Genomic DNA, 15,516 nt, shown 5'->3' with positions numbered 1-15,516 from the left:
CCGCGGGTGGCGGGTGTGGCCCAGGTCGCGGGGGAGCGGGCCGGTAGTGCGTGGGTTGGGTGTGGAGGCTGGGGGTGCGGCTTACTCTGGATGAATGAGCGGCGGTTACAGCGGTCACGACTTCGCCCGTCTGCTGCCGGAGCCGCCGAAGCAGGCCGCCGTGCCGGGAGTCCGGGGTGAGCGCCGCTCGCCGTTCTCGCGTGATCGTGCGCGCGTCCTGCACTCGGCCGCCCTGCGTCGGCTCGCCGGGAAGACGCAGGTCGTCGGGCCCGGCGAGGGGGCCGAGGTCACGGGTGTGCCGCGGACTCGGCTGACGCACTCGCTCGAAGTGGCCCAGATCGGGCGGGGCATCGGCGAGGAACTCGGGTGTGATCCCGACGTCGTCGACACCGCGGGCCTGGCGCACGACATCGGGCACCCGCCGTTCGGGCACAACGGGGAGCGCGCCTTGAACGAACTCGCCGGCGACTGCGGCGGGTTCGAGGGCAACGCGCAGACCCTCCGCATCCTCACGCGGCTGGAACCCAAGACGGACAAGGGGCTCAACCTCACCCGCGCCTGCCTCGACGCCGCGACCAAGTACCCCTGGCCGCGGCGGGCGGGACAGGTCAAGTTCGGGGTCTACGAAGACGATCTCGCCGTGTTCGCCTGGGTCCGGGAAGGCGCGCCGGACGGGCGGCGGTGCCTTGAAGCGCAGGTGATGGACTGGGCGGACGACGTCGCCTACTCCGTCCACGACGTCGAGGACGGGGTGCTTGCCCACCGGATTTCCCTTTCCTCCCTTGGCGATCCCGAGGAACGGGCAGCGATCGCGGAGTTGGCGGCCAAGCACTTCTCGGACGAGTCGGTGTCCGCGCTGGAGGCCGCGGCGGCCGAACTGCTGACCCTGCCGGTGATCGCCGACCTCACCGACTACGACGGGTCGCTCAAGGCGCAGGTCGCGTTGAAACGGCTCACCAGCGAACTCGTCGGGCGGTTCGCGTCGGCGGCGGTGGGGGCGACGCGGGAGGAGCACGGGGACGGGCCGTTGTCGCGTTACGACGCCGACCTGGTGGTTCCCGAGCTCGTCGCGGCGGAGGTGGCGCTGCTCAAGGCGGTCGCGGTGCGGTACGTGATGAGCGACCCGCAGCGGTTGAAGATGCAGGAGCGGCAACGGGAAGTGGTCACCGAGTTGGTGGCGCGGTTGATGGAGCGGGCGCCCGACGCGCTCGATCCGGCATTCCTGCCCGCGTGGAAGAGTGCGGGGGACGACGGTGCCCGGCTGCGGGTGGTCGTGGATCAGGTCGCGTTGTTGACGGATGCGCAGGCCATCGCCTGGCACGCCGCCCAGTGCAACTGACCACCAAAGCTCGACCACGGAGGTGTGACGGGTGGCACACTCGGGGGCATGGCCGAGGAGTCGAAGCGACCGCCAGGCCGTCCGTGGCCGTGGCGCAGACCGAGCCGGGATCCCGTCTACGCGGGAGACTTCCCGGAGGACCCGTGGTGGGACGATCCCGACGACGGGTCGGCGGGCGTTCGCGAACCCCGCCACCCCCGCCCGCTCGGACCGATGAGCGGTGCGGGTGAGCGTCCGATCCCGGACGACCCCATAGCGGTGAAGGAGACCCAGTGCCTGATCGAGCGCACCTGACGTTCGCCCTCCGGCTCCACGACGCCATCGCGCCCGATCGGCAGCACAACGCGTGCTGGTCGCCGTACTCGGTGGCCAGCGCGCTCGGCCTGCTCGCCGCCGCCGCGCGCGGCCGGGCGCAGGACGAACTCACCGCCCTCCTCGGGCCGGACAACGCCAAGCTGCTCCAGGCCTCCACCCCGGGCGACGACGCGGAGTTCGCCGTCGCCAACACCCTCTGGGCGTGGGACGAACTCCCGCTCGAAGAGGACTTCCTGGTCGACCTGTCCGGCTGGCCGGGCGCGAAGGTCGCCGAAGCGCCGTTCCACACCGACCCCGAGGGCGCGCGCCGGCTGATCAACGCCGACGTCGCCGAGACCACCCGCGACCTCATCCCCGAACTGCTCGAACCGGGCACCGTGCGACCGGACATGGTCGCCGCCCTGGTGAACGCCCTCTACCTCAAGTGCGCCTGGTCCGAGAAGTTCCCGGAGCACGACACCGTCCCGCGACCGTTCAACGACAAGGGCGACGTGCCGACCATGCGGCTGGAGGCCGACCTCCGGTACGCCCGGACCCCTGCCTGGGAAGCGGTGGCGCTGCCCGCGCGCGGCCAAGTGGAGGCCGTGGTGCTGCTGCCCGCCGCCGAACTGGGAGCGACCGATGGCGTGCCGGACGTGCTCGACGCCTTGGAGTCGCGGCGGATCGAGCTGTTCCTGCCCAAGCTCGACCTCAAGGTCGGCACCACCCTCGGCGACGCGCTGCGCGACACCGGCGTGCGGACCGTGTTCACCCCCGCCGCCGACCTCACCGGCCTGAGCCCCGACCCGCGCCTGTGCGTGGACGAGGTCGTGCACGAAGCCGTGCTGCGCGTGGACGAGCAGGGCTTCGAAGGCGCCGCCGCGACCGCCGTGATGATGCGCCTGACCTCGATCGTCGAGCACCCGCCGGCGTTGACGGTCCGCGTCGACCGCCCGCACCTGCTGCTGGTGCGGCACGCGGGGACCGGCGCGATCTACTTCCTGGCCCAGGTCGTCGAACCCTGATCGGGGAACCGGAGCTGGAGCCGCATCCCCTCCCCGCCCCGACCGGGCAGCGCGCACAGCAGGACGGTGCCCCGCTCGCCGTGCCGCACCTCGACCGCGCACGAGTCGCCGGTCAGCAGGGTGCCGGCCAGCATGCCGGCGGCTTCGGGGTCTAGTTCCAGGGTGAGGCTGGTCATGGGGATCGACGCTATGCCCTTCGTCACGCCCAACCCAGTCACCTGAAGGTGTCACGTTCCCGGCCGCTGTCCCGTCCCCTCTGCGCGACCACGAACGAGGAGGGGACATGCCGAGGATTCCCGCGGTCACCACCAAGCAGGCCGGCCCGCTGCTCAAGGCCGTCTACTGGTTCTCCAAGCGCAAGTTCGGCGCTGTGCCGGAACCGGTAGCGGTGTCGGCCCACCACCGCAAGCTGATGATGGCCGGCGCCTGGCACGAGATGGGCGTCGAGCGCGCGGCGAAGGTGCTGCCGCTGGAACTCCGTGAACTGGTGGTCTACGCGACGGCCGTGAAGCTGGGCTGCTCGTGGTGCGTCGACTTCGGCAAGATGCTGATCAAGCACGCCGGCCTGGACGTCGACCGGCTCAAGGAGGTCCACGACTACGCCGCCTCCGACCGCTACTCGGAGATCGAGAAGCTCGCCCTCGCCTACGTCGACGCCATGACCGAAACGCCGACCGCGGTCACCGACGAGCAGGTCGCCGAACTGGACCGGCGGCTGGGGCACGACGGCGTGGTGGAGTTGACCTACCTGATCGCCCTGGAGAACATGCGGGCCCGCATGAACTCCGCGCTGGGCATCGTCGACCAGGGCTTCACGTCGGGCGAGGCCTGCCAGGTCCCCATGCCCTAGAACTGCACGTGCTTGAGCTTGTCCGGGTTGGCGAAGTCGTAGAACGCGGCCACCTTGCCGTCCTTGATCACCACCGTGGTGACCCGGGCGGCCATGTCGGGCCGGGCGCGGAACTTCAGGCCCAGGTCGCCGTTGATCAGGACCGGCTCGCCCTGCTCCAGACCGTCGTACTTGCGCAGCAGACCCAGGAGGAACCTGGCGACCTTGTCCCGGCCGGCGACCACGTTGACCGCCGTGCGCACCTTGCCGCCGCCGTCGCCGACCACGACCGCGTCGGGGTGCAGCAGGCCGATCACGGCTTCGGTGTCGCCGCTGTGCAGGGCCGCCAGGAACTTCTCCAGGACCTCCCGCTGCTCGTCCAGGGCCACCCGCGGCGGCGGGGGAGACACGGCGGCGGCGCGGCGGCCCCGGGAGGCGTGCTGGCGGGCCGTGGCCACCGTGCAGCCCAGGGTCGCGGCGATCGAGTCGAACGGCACGCCGAACGCGTCGTGCAGGACGAACGCCACCCGCTGCTCCGGGGTCAGGTTGTCCAGCAGGACCAGCGCGGCCATGCGGACGCCGTCGTCGCGGACCACGGCGTCCAGCGGGTCGTCCTCCGAGGACGTGACCAGCGGCTCGGGCAGCCACTGGCCCACGTACTTCTCGCGGCGCACGGCCGCCGAGCGCAGCCGGTCAAGGCAGATCCGGCCCACGACGGTGGTCAGCCACGCCCGCAGGTCGGCGATCTCCGCGCGCGCCCGCGCGGGCAGTCCGGACAGCCGGAGCCAGGCATCCTGCACCGCGTCCTCGGCGTCCGCGACGCTGCCCGTGAGCCGGTAGGCCACGCCCACCAGGTGCGACCGGTGTCCGGTGAAGTCGTCGGCCAGGGTCTCTTCGGCGGCTGTCACGACCGCCAGTCTGCCGGCACTAGACTCGGTCGACGTGGCAGGACGAATCCGGGACAGCGACATCGCGCTGGTGCGGGAGCGCAGCCGGATCGACGACGTGGTGGGCGACCACGTCTCGCTGCGCCGCGCCGGCGGTGGTGCGTTGAAGGGGCTGTGCCCGTTCCACGACGAGAAGTCGCCCAGCTTCAACGTCCGCCCCTCGCACGGCACGTTCCACTGCTTCGGCTGCGGCGAGGGCGGCGACGTGATCGCCTTCGTGATGAAGATCGAGCACCTCGGCTTCGTGGAGGCCGTCGAGCGGCTCGCCGACCGCGCCGGCATCCAGCTGACCTACGAGGGCGGCGGGGCGACCGTCCAGCGCGACCGGGGCACCCGGTCCCGCCTGCTGGAGGCGCACCGGGCCGCCGCGGAGTTCTACGCCGAGCAGCTCGCGAGCCCGGAGGCCGTGCAGGCGCGGGAGTTCCTGGCGCAGCGCGGGTTCGACGAGGCCGCCGCGCGGGTGTTCGGCTGCGGCTTCGCCCCCGGCGGCTGGGACAAGCTCACCAAGCACCTGCTCGGGCGGGGGTTCGAGCTGACCGAGCTGCTCAAGGCGCAGTTGACCAAGGAGGGCCGGCAGGGGCCGATCGACCGGTTCCACCGCCGGCTGCTGTGGCCGATCCGGGACCTCGGCGGCGAGGTCGTGGGCTTCGGCGCGCGCCGGATCTTCGACGACGACCCGATCCAGGCCAAGTACCTCAACACCAGCGAGAGCCCGATCTACAAGAAGTCCCAGGTGCTGTTCGGGCTGGACCTGGCCAAGCGGGAGATCGCCAAGCGCCGGCAGGCCGTGGTGGTCGAGGGCTACACCGACGTGATGGCCATGCACCTGGCGGGCGTGCCGACGGCGGTCGCGTCGTGCGGTACGGCGTTCGGCGCGGACCACATGACCGTGCTGCGGCGGCTGCTGATCGACGACGACCTCAACGGCGAGGTGATCTTCACCTTCGACGGCGACGCGGCCGGCCAGAAGGCGGCGCTGAAGGCGTTCGAGGGCGAGCAGCAGTTCTCCGCCCAGACCTACATCGCGATCGCGCCGGACGGCATGGACCCGTGCGAGCTGCGCCAGACCAAGGGCGACGTCGCCGTGCGGGACCTGGTCGCGCGCCGCACGCCGTTGTTCGAGTTCGCGATCAAGACCCAGTTGCAGGCCTACGACCTGGACTCGGTGGACGGCCGGGTCGAGGCGCTGAAGAAGATGGTGCCGTTCGTCGCCCAGATCAAGGACCGCGCCAAGCGGGACGGCTACGCGACGAAGCTCGCCTGGTGGGTCGGCTGGGACGACGAGGCGACCGTGGTCAAGCGGGTCCGCGAGGTGGCCAACGGGCGTGCCCCGTCCAAGGGCCGGCCGCGGCCGGTGGACCCGAACCAGGGCGCGCTGGCGGTCGAGGTGGACGGGCCGACCCGGCCGGACCCGCGCGACCCCCGGCTGTGGCACCAGCGCGAGGCCGTGAAGTCCGCGCTGCAACTGCCGGAGATGGCCGGGCCGTACTACGACTCGCTGCCCGACGAGGCCTTCACCCACCCCGTGTACCTGGCGCTGCACCAGGCGATCCGGGAGGCGGGCGGCGCGTCCGGCGGCCTGTCGGGTCCGGCGTTCGTGGACGCGGTGGGCCGCAACTGCCACCAGCAGGTCGTGCGGTCGGTGCTCACGGAGTTGGCCGTCGAGCCGTTGCAGGTGCGGGCGGAGGACGAGTACCGGTACGTGCAGAGCGTGCTGACCCGGTTGCAGCAGCTGCTGGTGGCGGCGCAGATCGTGGAGATCAAGTCGCGGCTGCGGCGGGTGTCGCCGGTCGAGGAGGCCGACGAGTACCGGGCGCTGTTCGGCGACCTGATCGCGTTGGAGGCCTACCACAAGGAACTCGGCGAGCAGGCGGTGAGCGGGCTGTGAGGGGTGTGCTGCGGCGGCTGTTCGGGTCGGGTGCGCCGGCCGGGTTCACCGGGTCGCTGCTGCCCGACGAGCACGTGCTGGCGTCGGCGGCGGTCGGTGACGGGTTCCTGGTGGCGACCTCGTTGGGGCTGTGGCTGCCCGATCCGCGGCGCGTCGGGTGGCACCTGGTCAGCAAGGCGATCTGGCGCGGTGGCGCGTTGAGCGTGGTCGAGGCGGTCGAGGAGGGGCACGCCGGGGACGCCGTGGTGCTGCGGGACCTGCCGGCCGTGCGGTTCGCGCTGGAGTCGCCGGGGAAGGTGCCCGAGGTCGTGCACCAGCGGGTGACCGGGTCGATCAAGGTCAGCGAGCGGCGGGACGACCTGCGGGCGTGGTTCGTCCAGCGCAAGGTGCCCGGTGCGGAGGGACTTGTGTTGCAGGTGCGGCCCGATCCCGGCGCGGACACCGAGGACCTGCGGGCGATCGCGGCGGGGGTCGCGCGGAAGATCGCCGCGCTGAAGGGCGAGCGCTGACGGGTTGGCGCTGACGGGTTGGCGCTGACGGGTTCGCGCTGACGGGTTGGCGTTTGGGGTAGCCGGCGGTAGCAGTACGAGCGTACGGTGTCCGTACGTCCGTACTGTTATTCGGGGGCTCGTATGTGGGATCCGGCTGAGTACCTGGCGTTCACCGACCACCGCGCGCGACCGTTCCACGAGCTGGTCGCGCGGATCGGGGCGTGGTCGCCGCGTCGGGTGGTGGACCTGGGGTGCGGTCCGGGGAACCTGACCGTGACGCTGGCCGAGCGGTGGTCCGGCGCGGTGGTCGAGGCGCTGGACTCGTCGCCGGAGATGGTGGCCGAGGCCCGGGCACGCGGCTTGGACGCGCGGGTCGAGGACGTGGCCGCGTGGTCGCCCGCGCCGGACACGGACGTCGTGGTGACCAACGCGGTGTTGCAGTGGGTGCCCGGGCACGAGGAGCTGTTGCGGCGGTGGGTGGCCGAGCTGCCGTCCGGGGCGTGGCTGGCGATGCAGGTGCCGGGGAACTTCGCGGGGCCGTCGCACGAGATCGTGCGGGAGCTGGCGGAAGAGCTGTGCCCGCAGGTGGTGTTGCGGAAGTCACCCGTGCTCGACCCGGCCGGGTACGCGCAGGTGCTCCAGGCCGCCGACGTGGACGCCTGGGAGACGACCTACCTCCAGCGGCTGACCGGCGCGGACCCGGTGCTGGAGTGGATCACCGGCACCGCCCTGCGGCCGGTGCGCGCCGCCCTCGACGACGCCGGGTGGGCCGAGTTCCGGGAGCGCCTGGCGCCGAGGCTGCGCGCGGCCTACCCCGAGCGGGCGGACGGCACGACGTGGTTCCCGTTCCGGCGGGTCTTCGCGGTCGCCCACGTCCGCTGAGGAAGCGTGCCCGCCGGGCACCTCGGGGGTGTGCCCGGCGGGCATTCGACTGGTGGTCGAACGGGCGCGAAGGCCGTCAGGCGCGGGGGATCACCGGGTCGCGGCGGTGGCCGTCGGCGTTCGCCGCCTGCCGGGGCTTCCCGAACCCGGTCTTCTCGCTCACCTTCGCGCGGACGATCCCGGCCGCACCCTGGACCGCCGGGTGGTCGACGAGGGCGCGGTACGCGCGGACGATCTGGTCGTACCGCTCCCGGCCGGCCCGGGCGCCCAGGACGTAGCCGACGGCCGCGCCGAGCAGGATGCCCTTCATGAGGTCTCCTCTCCTCCCATCGTGCCTGGTCACGCCCATCCTGCCGGAAAGGGAGGGGGGTGTTCGCAAGCACTCTTCCGCATGCGCTAGAGTTACGTCCTGTCAGGCCGACGAGGCCCGGCGAGACAACCGAACATTCCCCCATAGCTCAACGGCAGAGCATTCGACTGTTAATCGAAGGGTTACTGGTTCGAATCCAGTTGGGGGAGCGCGATGGCAGCCCCAGGTCTCCTGACCTGGGGTTTCGTCGTCTCATGGGGCATGGGTACCCCGGCGTCACCCGTTTGTCACACGTTCGGCCGGGTTTTTGCCGGCAGGCTCCCGGGGTATGCCGGACCGCTTCGCCAACCGCCGCCTGATCGAGTCGCTGGACCCCGAGCGCGACCACCAGCGCATCATGCGGCTGTCGGCGGGCTACGAGTTCCCGTGGGACTACGTGCGGTCGCTGGAGTTGGCTTTGTTCAAGACCTACTGCGTGCCGTCGATATCGCGGCTGCTGGCCAAGACCGGCGAGTTCGAGCAACGGCCGCAGAAGCGCTACGACGACACGGCCCTGCTCATGGCCGAGCTGGTGGACCACGGCTACGACTCGCCGCGCGGCAAGGAGGCGTTGCGGGTGGTCAACCGGCTGCACGGCCGGTACGACATCGACAACGAGGACATGAAGTACGTGCTGTCCACGTTCGTGTACGAGCCGATCGACTGGCTGGACAGGTTCGGGTGGCGGCCGTTGACGACGCAGGAGCGGTTGGGGGCGTACTACTTCTACCGGGCCGTGGGCGAGCGGATGGCGGTCCGGGACGTGCCGGGGACGTACGAGGGGTTCCGGGCGTTCAAGCGGGAGTACGAGGAGAGCCGGTTCGTCTACAGCGAGACCAACCACCAGATCGGCCAGCACACCCTGGACCTGTTCTGCTCCTGGTACCCCGTGCCGCGCGCGTGGACGTCGAAGGCCGTCCTGGCCATGCTCGACGACCGCATGCTCACCGCCTTCGGCTTCACCCCACCACCCGCCGTTCTTCCCCGGCTGGCCGCCCACACCCTCCGCCTGCGTGCCCGCGTCGTCCGCCACCTACCACCGCGCAAGACCCCGCGCCTGACCAACGACCCGGACAACCGCACGTACCCCGGCTATCCCGCCGGCTACCGCCCGTCGGACCTCGGTGCTCCGTAGCGGCTCGCACACAGCTTGGTCACGTGCTGACGGGTTGCTGAGACGCGGGGACCGCTGATCTGTACTCTCCTGAACCGCACGTCAGGGGGCTGTAGCTCAGCTGGTCAGAGCAGCGGACTCATAATCCGTCAGGTCGTGGGTTCGAACCCCACCGGCCCCACCACGGAGGACTCACGATGCGCCACGCACCGCGATCGGTGCGTGGCGCATCGCCCGCTTGTCCCGGCGGACCGGCTACTTGAACGCCACGACGTTGCGCCGTGCCCAGTCCGCGAACGGGCGGGCCGGGCGGCCGAGGAGGGATTCGACGTCCGGGTTCACGGCCTGTTCCAGCGGGGTCGGGGTGCCGAGGACGTTCAGGGTGGTCTCCACGACCGGCTCGGGCATGAAGTTCAGCATCTGGGCCTTGGCCTCCACGCGGCTCAGCTCGACGAAGTCGATCGGCTCGCCCAGGGCCTCCGCGATCGCCGCCACCTGGTCCCGGGGCGTGATCGGCGCCGGACCGGTCAGGACGTACGAACGGCCGGCGTGGCCGTCTTCGCGCAACACCACAGCCGCCGCGTCGGCGATGTCGGACGTGTGCACGACCGGCAGAGCGACGTCGCCGAACGGCGCGGACGCCGTGCGCGCCCCGCTGATGGACTGCGCCCACTGGAAAGCGTTGCTGGAGAACGCACCCGGCTGGAGGATCGTCCACTCCAGACCGGACGCCCGCACGGCCTGCTCGATGCCGTCCGGGTGCCGGCCCGTCGCCACGCCCTGGGACGACAGGAGCACCACCCGCGGCACCCCGGCCGCCCGCACCACGTCCACCACCTCGTCGAAAGCGCTGCCCGACCCCAGGTAATCGGCCGAGGTCAACAAGAACACCGCCGACGCACCCGCCAGCGCCGGCGCCAACGACGAGGGTGAACCCAGGTCCGCGCGGTGGTGGCGGACGCCGTCCAGGCCGGTCCCGCGGGACACGGCGACGACCTCCTCGCCCGCCGCCACCAAGGACTCCACCAGCGGTCGGCCCACGTTGCCGGTCGCCCCGGTCACCACGATCATGTCTGCTCCTCCGGATGTTCTGGATCTTCGGGAGCGAAGCTACTAACCTCGGGTTAGTAGGTACCTAGAGGAAAGTAGTGGTGGAAGTGAGCACCGACACACTGCGCCAGGAGATCCCGCCCGAGTTGGCCTGCCCGATCTCGCCCGTGGTCGACCTGGTCTTCAGCCGGTGGACCACGCCGATCCTGTGGACCCTCAACCAGCACGGCCGCCAGCGGTTCGTGGAGTTGGAGCGGCGGATCAGCACCATCAGCCCCAAGGTGCTCACCCAGCGGCTGCGGCAGTTGGAGCGGGACGGCCTCGTGATCCGCACCTACCACGCCGAGGTGCCGCCGCGCGTCGAGTACGAGATCAGCGACCTCGGGCGCAGCCTGGCACCGCTGTTCGCCACCATCGCCGAGTGGTCGGTCAACCTCGACGCCGTCGAGCGGGCGCGCAAGGACTACGACGCCAAACTCAAGCGTTAGCGCGCAACGACTCGATACGGGCGCGGTGCCGCGTGCCCCACGCGCCCAAGGGACCCAGCGCCTCGTTGAGGGAACGGCCGAACTCGGTCAGCGAGTACTCCACCCGCGGCACGGTTTCGTCGTACTCGTGCCGCGTCACGATCTCGTCGGCTTCCAACTCCCGCAACTGCTCGGTGAGCACCTTCACGCTCACCCCGGGCAGTTCCCGCTTCACCTCGCCGAACCGCTTGCTGCCGGTGGACAGCGCCCACAGGATCAGCACCTTCCACTTGCCGCCGACGACGTCGAGAGCTGCGTCGATCCCGCACACGTAAGGCCTTTTCCGCACCACCGCCGAACCGCCCCCCTGGTTACACAAAGGTGAGTGGCCACCATTTTGTGCGTACTTGATCAGTGTATGCGCCCGCGCCGACGATGAAGTCGTGACCAACGAACGAGAAAACGTGACCGTGCTCGGCTTGGGCCTGATGGGCACGGCACTCGCGACCGCATTCCAGCGCGCCGGCCACCCCACGACGGTGTGGACGCGATCGGACCGACCGGGCCCCGAAGGCACCACCCGGGCGCGGACGGCAGCGGAGGCCGTCGAAGCCAGTCCGGTGGTCGTGGCGTGCGTGCTCGACTACCCCGCCGTCGAGGAAACCCTGCCCGCGGACCTCGCCGGCAAGCTCGTCGTCAACCTCACCACCGGCACCCCGGACCAGGCCCGCGAGATGGCCGCCGAGGTCGAGCGACGCGGTGGGCGCTACCTCGACGGCGGCATCATGACCACCCCGCCCGCCGTCGGCACCCCCGCGGCCATGATCCTCTACTCCGGCCCGGCGGACTTGTACGCGCAGCACGAGAGCACCCTCCAAGCCCTGGGCACGGCGACCTTCGTCGGCGAGGACACGGGGTTCGCGGCGCTGTTCGACACCGCCCTGCTGACGATCATGTACTCCGTCTTGACCGGCTACCTCACCGCGACCGCGCTGGTGGACCGCGAAGGCGTGCCGGTGAAGGCATTCCTGCCCATGGCGCAAGGGATGGTCGGCACCGTGGCGTCGTTCCTGCCCGCCATGGCGGAGCAGGTGGACAGCGGCGACTTCACCAGTCGGGAAGCACGGCTGGACATGCAGATCGCCGCCGCCGACCACCTGATCCACGCGACGAAGGACCGCGGCGTCGACACCACGCTGCTGGAGCACGTGAAGAGCCTCATCGAGCGGGCCGTCGCGGCCGGGCACGGCGGTTCGGACTACGCCGCCGTGATCGAAGTGCTCAGGAAGGGGTGACCGCCCCGGCGGGCTGCGTTCGTCAATCCACACAGGGGATGCCGTCGGCCGACGGTGGCGGAGAGGGACTGGTCGTCGTGGGTTTCGGCGCGGTGGTGGAGGGTTTGGACGCGGTCAGGCGACCCAGGGTGATGCCCACGGCGGTGTGCATCGCCTCCCGGCCGTCCGCCTCCGGCGTGCCGGTGATCGGCAGGGTGGTGAACCGGACGCCGGTGACCCGCCGGGCCACGTCGAGCACGTCCCAGCCCTCGGACAGCACGACGTTGCGCTTGGCCACGTCCACCACCGGCCCCAGCGCGGCCAGGCCCTGCTCGCGGACCCGGACCAGCACGGACTTGAGGAACGCCTGCTGCCGCCGGGTCCGGTCCAGGTCGCCGTGGCGCAGGCCGTGCCGCTGCCGCACGAACGCCAGCGCCTGCGCCGCGTCCAGCCGCTGCCGGCCCGCCGGGAAGTCGGCCCCGGAGAACTCGCGGTCCGCCGTCGCCGCGTTCAGGCACACGTCCACGCCGTGCAGCGCCTCCGCCAGGTGGTAGAAGCCGGTCAGGCTCAGCTCGGCGAACGCGTCCACCGGCACGCCCAGGAACTCCCGCACCGTCTCGACCTGCGCCCTTCGCCCGGCCTCGCGGCCCAGCCACTCCAGCTCCGCCGGGTCGTGCCCGCCCTCGGCGACCAGCCGGCGCTCCTCGTCCTCCTTGGCCCGCCCGTAGGCCTCCTTGATCTTCTCCCGGGGTGTGCCCGCCACCCCGTGCAGCACGGCGTAGTTGTCGCGGGGCACGGACATCGCCGTGGCGGGCGAGCCGTCGTTCGGGATGTGCACCAGCATCAACGTGTTCGCGTTGTAGCCGCCCCGGTCGACGTCGCCCGCGTGCAGCTTCTCCAGCACGTCGTCCGGCGGCGGGTTGCCGTCCAGGTCCCGCCGCGTGGTCAAGCCGATCAGCAGCACGTTCAGCCCGTCGGCGGAGCGCGGGGCGTCCGCCGGGATGGCCCGCGACCGGCGCAGACCGGTGTCCAGGTCGTGATAAGTGGTCCAGGCCAGTCCGGACCCGGTTAGCACCGCCACCGCCAGCGCGATCCACGCGATCCGCGCCACGACCAGTGAGAACTCCCGCACCAACCACACCCCCCGTCGCGTAGCCTATGGCCGTTGAGACGCTGGGGGCGCGCGGTGGTTGACCGGATCTCACACCTGCCGAGCCTCGCCGCGCTCGCGGTGGCCGGGGTGTTCGCCGGCATCGGCACCTGGGTGGACGGGGAGCAACCCGGGTGGCTCTTCGGCGTCTTCCTGGTGGTCGGTGCCGTGGTGGCGGCCGCCGTCGTGCGGCCGGTGGGGCTGTGGACGGTCGTCCCCGCGCCGCCGGTGCTGTGCGCGGCGCTCGTGGTGGGCGGCGCCGCTCTGGGTGGGAAGTCGTTGCGGGAGTTGGTGATCTCGTCCGCGCCGCTGGTGGTGCGGGCGTTCCCGTCGATGGCGGTCGCGGTGGCGGCGGGCGTCGTCGTCGCGGTGGTTCGTGTGGGGGGAACGTGGTGGCAAAGCAGGTCTTCGTCGACGAGACGGGCAGACGTCGGGGACTGATGGGCGTGGTCGGCGTCGCGGTGGCGGCGTCGTTGCTGGGGTTGGCGCTGGTGATCCTCGCCACTGTGGTGGGGCAGTGAGATCGCACTGGGTCTCGCTGCTGGTGGGGTTGGCGTTGTTGTTGGGGGCGTTGAGCTTCCACGCGTACGCGACGGCGGTGCCGCCGACGTCGCCGCGGGTGCCCGTGCCGGCCGAGCCGGTGCCGCCCGGGACGGTCGTGCTGGTCTTCCACGGCGGTCCCGACCCGCGCTACACGCCCCGGCTGCTGGACCGGTTGGCGGCCCGGAAGGTGCGGGCCACGTTCTTCGTGGTCGGTTCGGCGGTCAACCGGCACCCGGACGTGGTGCGGCGCATGGTGGACGAGGGCCACGAGGTCGGCGTCGGGACGTTCCGCGCCGGTCCGGATTCCTCGCTGGACGGCGCTTTCAGCCGGGCGGCGCTGGCGGCGGTGGCCCCGGTCCACAGTGGATCTTCGGAGGCGGACCCGGAGACCGTCGACGTCTCGGTGCGCGATCCCGAAGCGATCCTGGCGGCCACGGACGTCGGTCGGGTGATCCGGTTGCACATCACCAGCAGCGCCCCCGGCGTGGTGGACCTGCTGGCCGACCGGTACCCCGGGCACCGGTTCGCGGGGCTGGACTCGGTGACCGGGCGCGGGGTGGTCGAGGCCGGGTTCGGGCAGCGGGTGACCGGGCACGCGCTGGCGCTCGCCCAGCGGCACGGCGGGACCGTCGTGGTCGTGCTGGGCGTGTTGAGTGCGATCGTCGCGGTGCTGGCGTTGCTGCGGACCGTCATGCAGTTGGGCCTGGCGCACACTTCGCGGCGGCTGCGGCGGCTCGACGCGGTGGTGGACGTGGACCACGCGCCGCCGGTGTCGGTGGTCGTGCCCGCGTACAACGAGTCCGCGAACATCGTGGCCGCCGTGACCTCGATCGCCACGTCGAAGCACCCGGCCCCGGTCGAGGTGGTGGTGGTCGACGACGGGTCGACCGACGGCACCGCCGCGCTGGTGGAGGACCTGGGACTGCCGGGCGTGCGGGTGCTCCGCCAGGCCAACGCGGGCAAGCCGGCCGCGCTGAACGCGGGCATCGCCGCGGCCCGGTACGACGCCCTGGTGCTGGTCGACGGCGACACGGTGTTCGAGCCGGACACGGTGAGCAAGGTCGTCCGGCCGCTGGGCCTGCCGGGCGTGGGCGCGGTGTCCGGGAACGTGAAGGTCGCCAACCGGGGCGGGGTGTTCGGGCGGTGGCAGCACCTGGAGTACTGCGCGGGGTCGAACCTGGACCGGCAGATCCTCAACGCGCTGGGCTGCCTGCCGACGATCCCCGGCGCGATCGGCGCGTTCCGGCGGGACGCGTTGGCGCAGGTCGGCGGGATCAGCGCGGAGACGCTGGCCGAGGACACCGACGTGACGATGGCGATCACCCGGGCGGGGTGGCGGGTGGTGTACGAGCCGGGGGCGCGGGCGTGGACCGAGGTGCCGACCGGGGTGCGGGGGCTGTACCGGCAGCGGTACCGGTGGTCCTACGGCACGTTCCAGTCGATGTGGAAGCACCGGGCGGCGCGGGGGCGGATGGGCCGGCTGGGGCTGGCGTACCTGTTGCTGTTCCACGTGGTGCTGCCGTTGCTCGCGCCGGCGTTGGACGTGTACGTGGTCTACGGGGCCTTCATCGCGGACGCGCCTTGGGCGTTGGTGGTCTGGGCGCTGTTCCTGCTCATGCAGACGGTGAGCGCGGGGTACGCGCTGCGGTTGGACGGGGAGTCGTTGCGGCCGTTGTGGACGTTCCCGTTGCAGCAGTTGGCCTATCGGCAGTTGACGTACCTGGTGGTGGTGAAGTCGCTGGTGACGGCCTTGCACGGGACGCCGGTGCGGTGGCAGTCCGTGGGCCGCAGCGGCTTGGCCGAGGTCGCCGCCCGATAGCGGTCGTCGGCTCGGCGGCCTTCGCCTCCCGACGGCGAGGCGAGCCCGGGCCGCC

At 71.6% G+C, this 15,516-nt stretch carries 19 protein-coding genes and 2 tRNA genes; 15 read left to right on the top strand and 6 right to left on the bottom strand.

Going from position 1 to position 15,516, the window contains the following annotated elements:
• Positions 1-94 precede the first annotated feature (94 nt).
• From RIN75_RS17650 to RIN75_RS17640, 3 genes are read left to right on the top strand one after another with little or no spacing between them, the layout of a single operon-like run.
• Positions 95-1,339 (top strand): deoxyguanosinetriphosphate triphosphohydrolase, encoded by a 1,245-nt coding sequence (locus RIN75_RS17650; RefSeq protein ID WP_309113027.1) that lies wholly within the window; start codon positions 95-97, stop codon positions 1,337-1,339.
• A 48-nt stretch (positions 1,340-1,387) separates the two neighbouring features.
• Entirely contained in the window at positions 1,388-1,633 is a 246-nt protein-coding gene (locus RIN75_RS17645; RefSeq protein ID WP_309113026.1) for a hypothetical protein, read from the top strand.
• Positions 1,612-2,658 (top strand): serpin family protein, encoded by a 1,047-nt coding sequence (locus tag RIN75_RS17640; RefSeq protein ID WP_309113025.1) that lies wholly within the window; start codon positions 1,612-1,614, stop codon positions 2,656-2,658. Before RIN75_RS17645 ends, RIN75_RS17640 begins: the two co-directional genes overlap by 22 nt.
• Here RIN75_RS17640 and RIN75_RS17635 read toward each other — a convergent pair.
• Positions 2,628-2,834 carry a hypothetical protein gene (locus RIN75_RS17635; protein ID WP_309113024.1) on the bottom strand — a complete coding sequence of 69 codons (207 nt, stop codon included), beginning with the start codon at positions 2,832-2,834 and terminating at the stop codon, positions 2,628-2,630. The genes RIN75_RS17640 and RIN75_RS17635 overlap by 31 nt on opposite strands.
• A 107-nt stretch (positions 2,835-2,941) precedes the next feature.
• Between RIN75_RS17635 and RIN75_RS17630 the strand changes: the two genes are divergently transcribed.
• On the top strand, positions 2,942-3,508 hold the full coding sequence (locus RIN75_RS17630) for a carboxymuconolactone decarboxylase family protein (protein ID WP_309113023.1): 567 nt from the start codon (positions 2,942-2,944) through the stop codon (positions 3,506-3,508).
• Here the strand turns inward: RIN75_RS17630 and sigJ are convergent.
• On the bottom strand, positions 3,505-4,395 hold the full coding sequence (gene sigJ, locus RIN75_RS17625) for an RNA polymerase sigma factor SigJ (protein ID WP_309113022.1): 891 nt from the start codon (positions 4,393-4,395) through the stop codon (positions 3,505-3,507). The genes RIN75_RS17630 and sigJ overlap by 4 nt on opposite strands.
• Positions 4,396-4,429: 34 nt before the next feature.
• Between sigJ and dnaG the strand changes: the two genes are divergently transcribed.
• From dnaG to RIN75_RS17610, 3 genes are all read left to right on the top strand, one after another.
• Entirely contained in the window at positions 4,430-6,322 is a 1,893-nt protein-coding gene (gene dnaG, locus RIN75_RS17620; RefSeq protein WP_309113021.1) for a DNA primase, read from the top strand.
• Complete coding sequence (locus tag RIN75_RS17615) at positions 6,319-6,831, top strand: hypothetical protein (RefSeq protein WP_309113020.1); 513 nt, start codon at positions 6,319-6,321, stop codon at positions 6,829-6,831. The genes dnaG and RIN75_RS17615 overlap by 4 nt, the downstream gene beginning before the upstream one ends.
• A 123-nt stretch (positions 6,832-6,954) precedes the next feature.
• The gene (locus RIN75_RS17610) at positions 6,955-7,695 is read left to right on the top strand and encodes a trans-aconitate 2-methyltransferase (protein ID WP_309113019.1); all 741 of its coding nucleotides are present in this window, start codon (positions 6,955-6,957) and stop codon (positions 7,693-7,695) included.
• Between the two features lie 76 nt (positions 7,696-7,771).
• Here RIN75_RS17610 and RIN75_RS17605 read toward each other — a convergent pair whose 3' ends face one another.
• The gene (locus RIN75_RS17605) at positions 7,772-8,005 is read right to left on the bottom strand and encodes a hypothetical protein (protein WP_309113018.1); all 234 of its coding nucleotides are present in this window, start codon (positions 8,003-8,005) and stop codon (positions 7,772-7,774) included.
• A 137-nt stretch (positions 8,006-8,142) separates the two neighbouring features.
• Here RIN75_RS17605 and RIN75_RS17600 point away from each other — a divergent pair.
• From RIN75_RS17600 to RIN75_RS17590, 3 genes are all read left to right on the top strand, one after another.
• Positions 8,143-8,214 (top strand) — tRNA-Asn (locus RIN75_RS17600).
• 119 nt (positions 8,215-8,333) lie between these two features.
• Complete coding sequence (locus RIN75_RS17595; RefSeq protein WP_309113017.1) at positions 8,334-9,179, top strand: oxygenase MpaB family protein; 846 nt, start codon at positions 8,334-8,336, stop codon at positions 9,177-9,179.
• Between the two features lie 85 nt (positions 9,180-9,264).
• Positions 9,265-9,342: transfer RNA gene (locus RIN75_RS17590), tRNA-Ile, on the top strand.
• A 71-nt stretch (positions 9,343-9,413) separates the two neighbouring features.
• Here the strand turns inward: RIN75_RS17590 and RIN75_RS17585 are convergent.
• Entirely contained in the window at positions 9,414-10,229 is an 816-nt protein-coding gene (locus tag RIN75_RS17585; protein WP_309113016.1) for an NAD(P)H-binding protein, read from the bottom strand.
• A gap of 86 nt (positions 10,230-10,315) precedes the next feature.
• Here RIN75_RS17585 and RIN75_RS17580 point away from each other — a divergent pair, with 86 nt between their 5' ends.
• A complete protein-coding gene (locus RIN75_RS17580; protein WP_309113015.1) occupies positions 10,316-10,696 on the top strand; it encodes a helix-turn-helix domain-containing protein in 381 nt (126 codons plus the stop codon).
• Here the strand turns inward: RIN75_RS17580 and RIN75_RS17575 are convergent.
• Positions 10,686-11,027, bottom strand: coding sequence for a helix-turn-helix domain-containing protein (locus RIN75_RS17575; protein WP_309113014.1), 342 nt, complete (start codon positions 11,025-11,027; stop codon positions 10,686-10,688). The two genes, RIN75_RS17580 and RIN75_RS17575, sit on opposite strands and share 11 nt — an antisense overlap.
• A gap of 91 nt (positions 11,028-11,118) precedes the next feature.
• Here RIN75_RS17575 and RIN75_RS17570 point away from each other — a divergent pair, with 91 nt between their 5' ends.
• A complete protein-coding gene (locus RIN75_RS17570; RefSeq protein WP_309113013.1) occupies positions 11,119-11,970 on the top strand; it encodes an NAD(P)-binding domain-containing protein in 852 nt (283 codons plus the stop codon).
• Positions 11,971-11,992: 22 nt separating this feature from the next.
• Here the strand turns inward: RIN75_RS17570 and RIN75_RS17565 are convergent, their stop codons facing one another.
• Positions 11,993-13,081, bottom strand: a complete 1,089-nt coding sequence (locus RIN75_RS17565; RefSeq protein ID WP_309113012.1) for an LCP family protein — start codon at positions 13,079-13,081, stop codon at positions 11,993-11,995.
• Between the two features lie 33 nt (positions 13,082-13,114).
• Between RIN75_RS17565 and RIN75_RS17560 the strand changes: the two genes are divergently transcribed.
• From RIN75_RS17560 to RIN75_RS17550, 3 genes are read left to right on the top strand one after another with little or no spacing between them, the layout of a single operon-like run.
• Entirely contained in the window at positions 13,115-13,540 is a 426-nt protein-coding gene (locus tag RIN75_RS17560) for a DUF6542 domain-containing protein (RefSeq protein WP_309113011.1), read from the top strand.
• On the top strand, positions 13,492-13,620 hold the full coding sequence (locus RIN75_RS17555; RefSeq protein WP_309113010.1) for a hypothetical protein: 129 nt from the start codon (positions 13,492-13,494) through the stop codon (positions 13,618-13,620). The genes RIN75_RS17560 and RIN75_RS17555 overlap by 49 nt, the downstream gene beginning before the upstream one ends.
• Complete coding sequence (locus RIN75_RS17550) at positions 13,617-15,461, top strand: glycosyltransferase (RefSeq protein WP_309113009.1); 1,845 nt, start codon at positions 13,617-13,619, stop codon at positions 15,459-15,461. The genes RIN75_RS17555 and RIN75_RS17550 overlap by 4 nt, the downstream gene beginning before the upstream one ends.
• The last annotated feature ends 55 nt before the right edge of the window (positions 15,462-15,516 follow it).

Source organism: Saccharothrix sp., assembly GCF_031180885.1.
GTDB lineage: Bacteria > Actinomycetota > Actinomycetes > Mycobacteriales > Pseudonocardiaceae > Actinosynnema.
Note: the sequence above shows the minus strand (reverse complement) of the source record. Positions and strands in the feature narration are given on the sequence as shown.

Bases quoted from the DNA above. Each gene is read 5' to 3' on its own strand.
- RIN75_RS17650 (WP_309113027.1), top strand. From the start codon at position 95: ATGAGCGGCGGTTACAGCGGTCACGACTTCGCCCGTCTGCTGCCGGAG.
- RIN75_RS17610 (WP_309113019.1), top strand. From the start codon at position 6,955: ATGTGGGATCCGGCTGAGTACCTGGCGTTCACCGACCACCGCGCGCGA.
- RIN75_RS17595 (WP_309113017.1), top strand. From the start codon at position 8,334: ATGCCGGACCGCTTCGCCAACCGCCGCCTGATCGAGTCGCTGGACCCC.
- RIN75_RS17645 (WP_309113026.1), top strand. From the start codon at position 1,388: ATGGCCGAGGAGTCGAAGCGACCGCCAGGCCGTCCGTGGCCGTGGCGC.
- RIN75_RS17635 (WP_309113024.1), bottom strand. From the start codon at position 2,834: ATGACCAGCCTCACCCTGGAACTAGACCCCGAAGCCGCCGGCATGCTG.
- RIN75_RS17630 (WP_309113023.1), top strand. From the start codon at position 2,942: ATGCCGAGGATTCCCGCGGTCACCACCAAGCAGGCCGGCCCGCTGCTC.
- RIN75_RS17605 (WP_309113018.1), bottom strand. From the start codon at position 8,005: ATGAAGGGCATCCTGCTCGGCGCGGCCGTCGGCTACGTCCTGGGCGCC.
- RIN75_RS17585 (WP_309113016.1), bottom strand. From the start codon at position 10,229: ATGATCGTGGTGACCGGGGCGACCGGCAACGTGGGCCGACCGCTGGTG.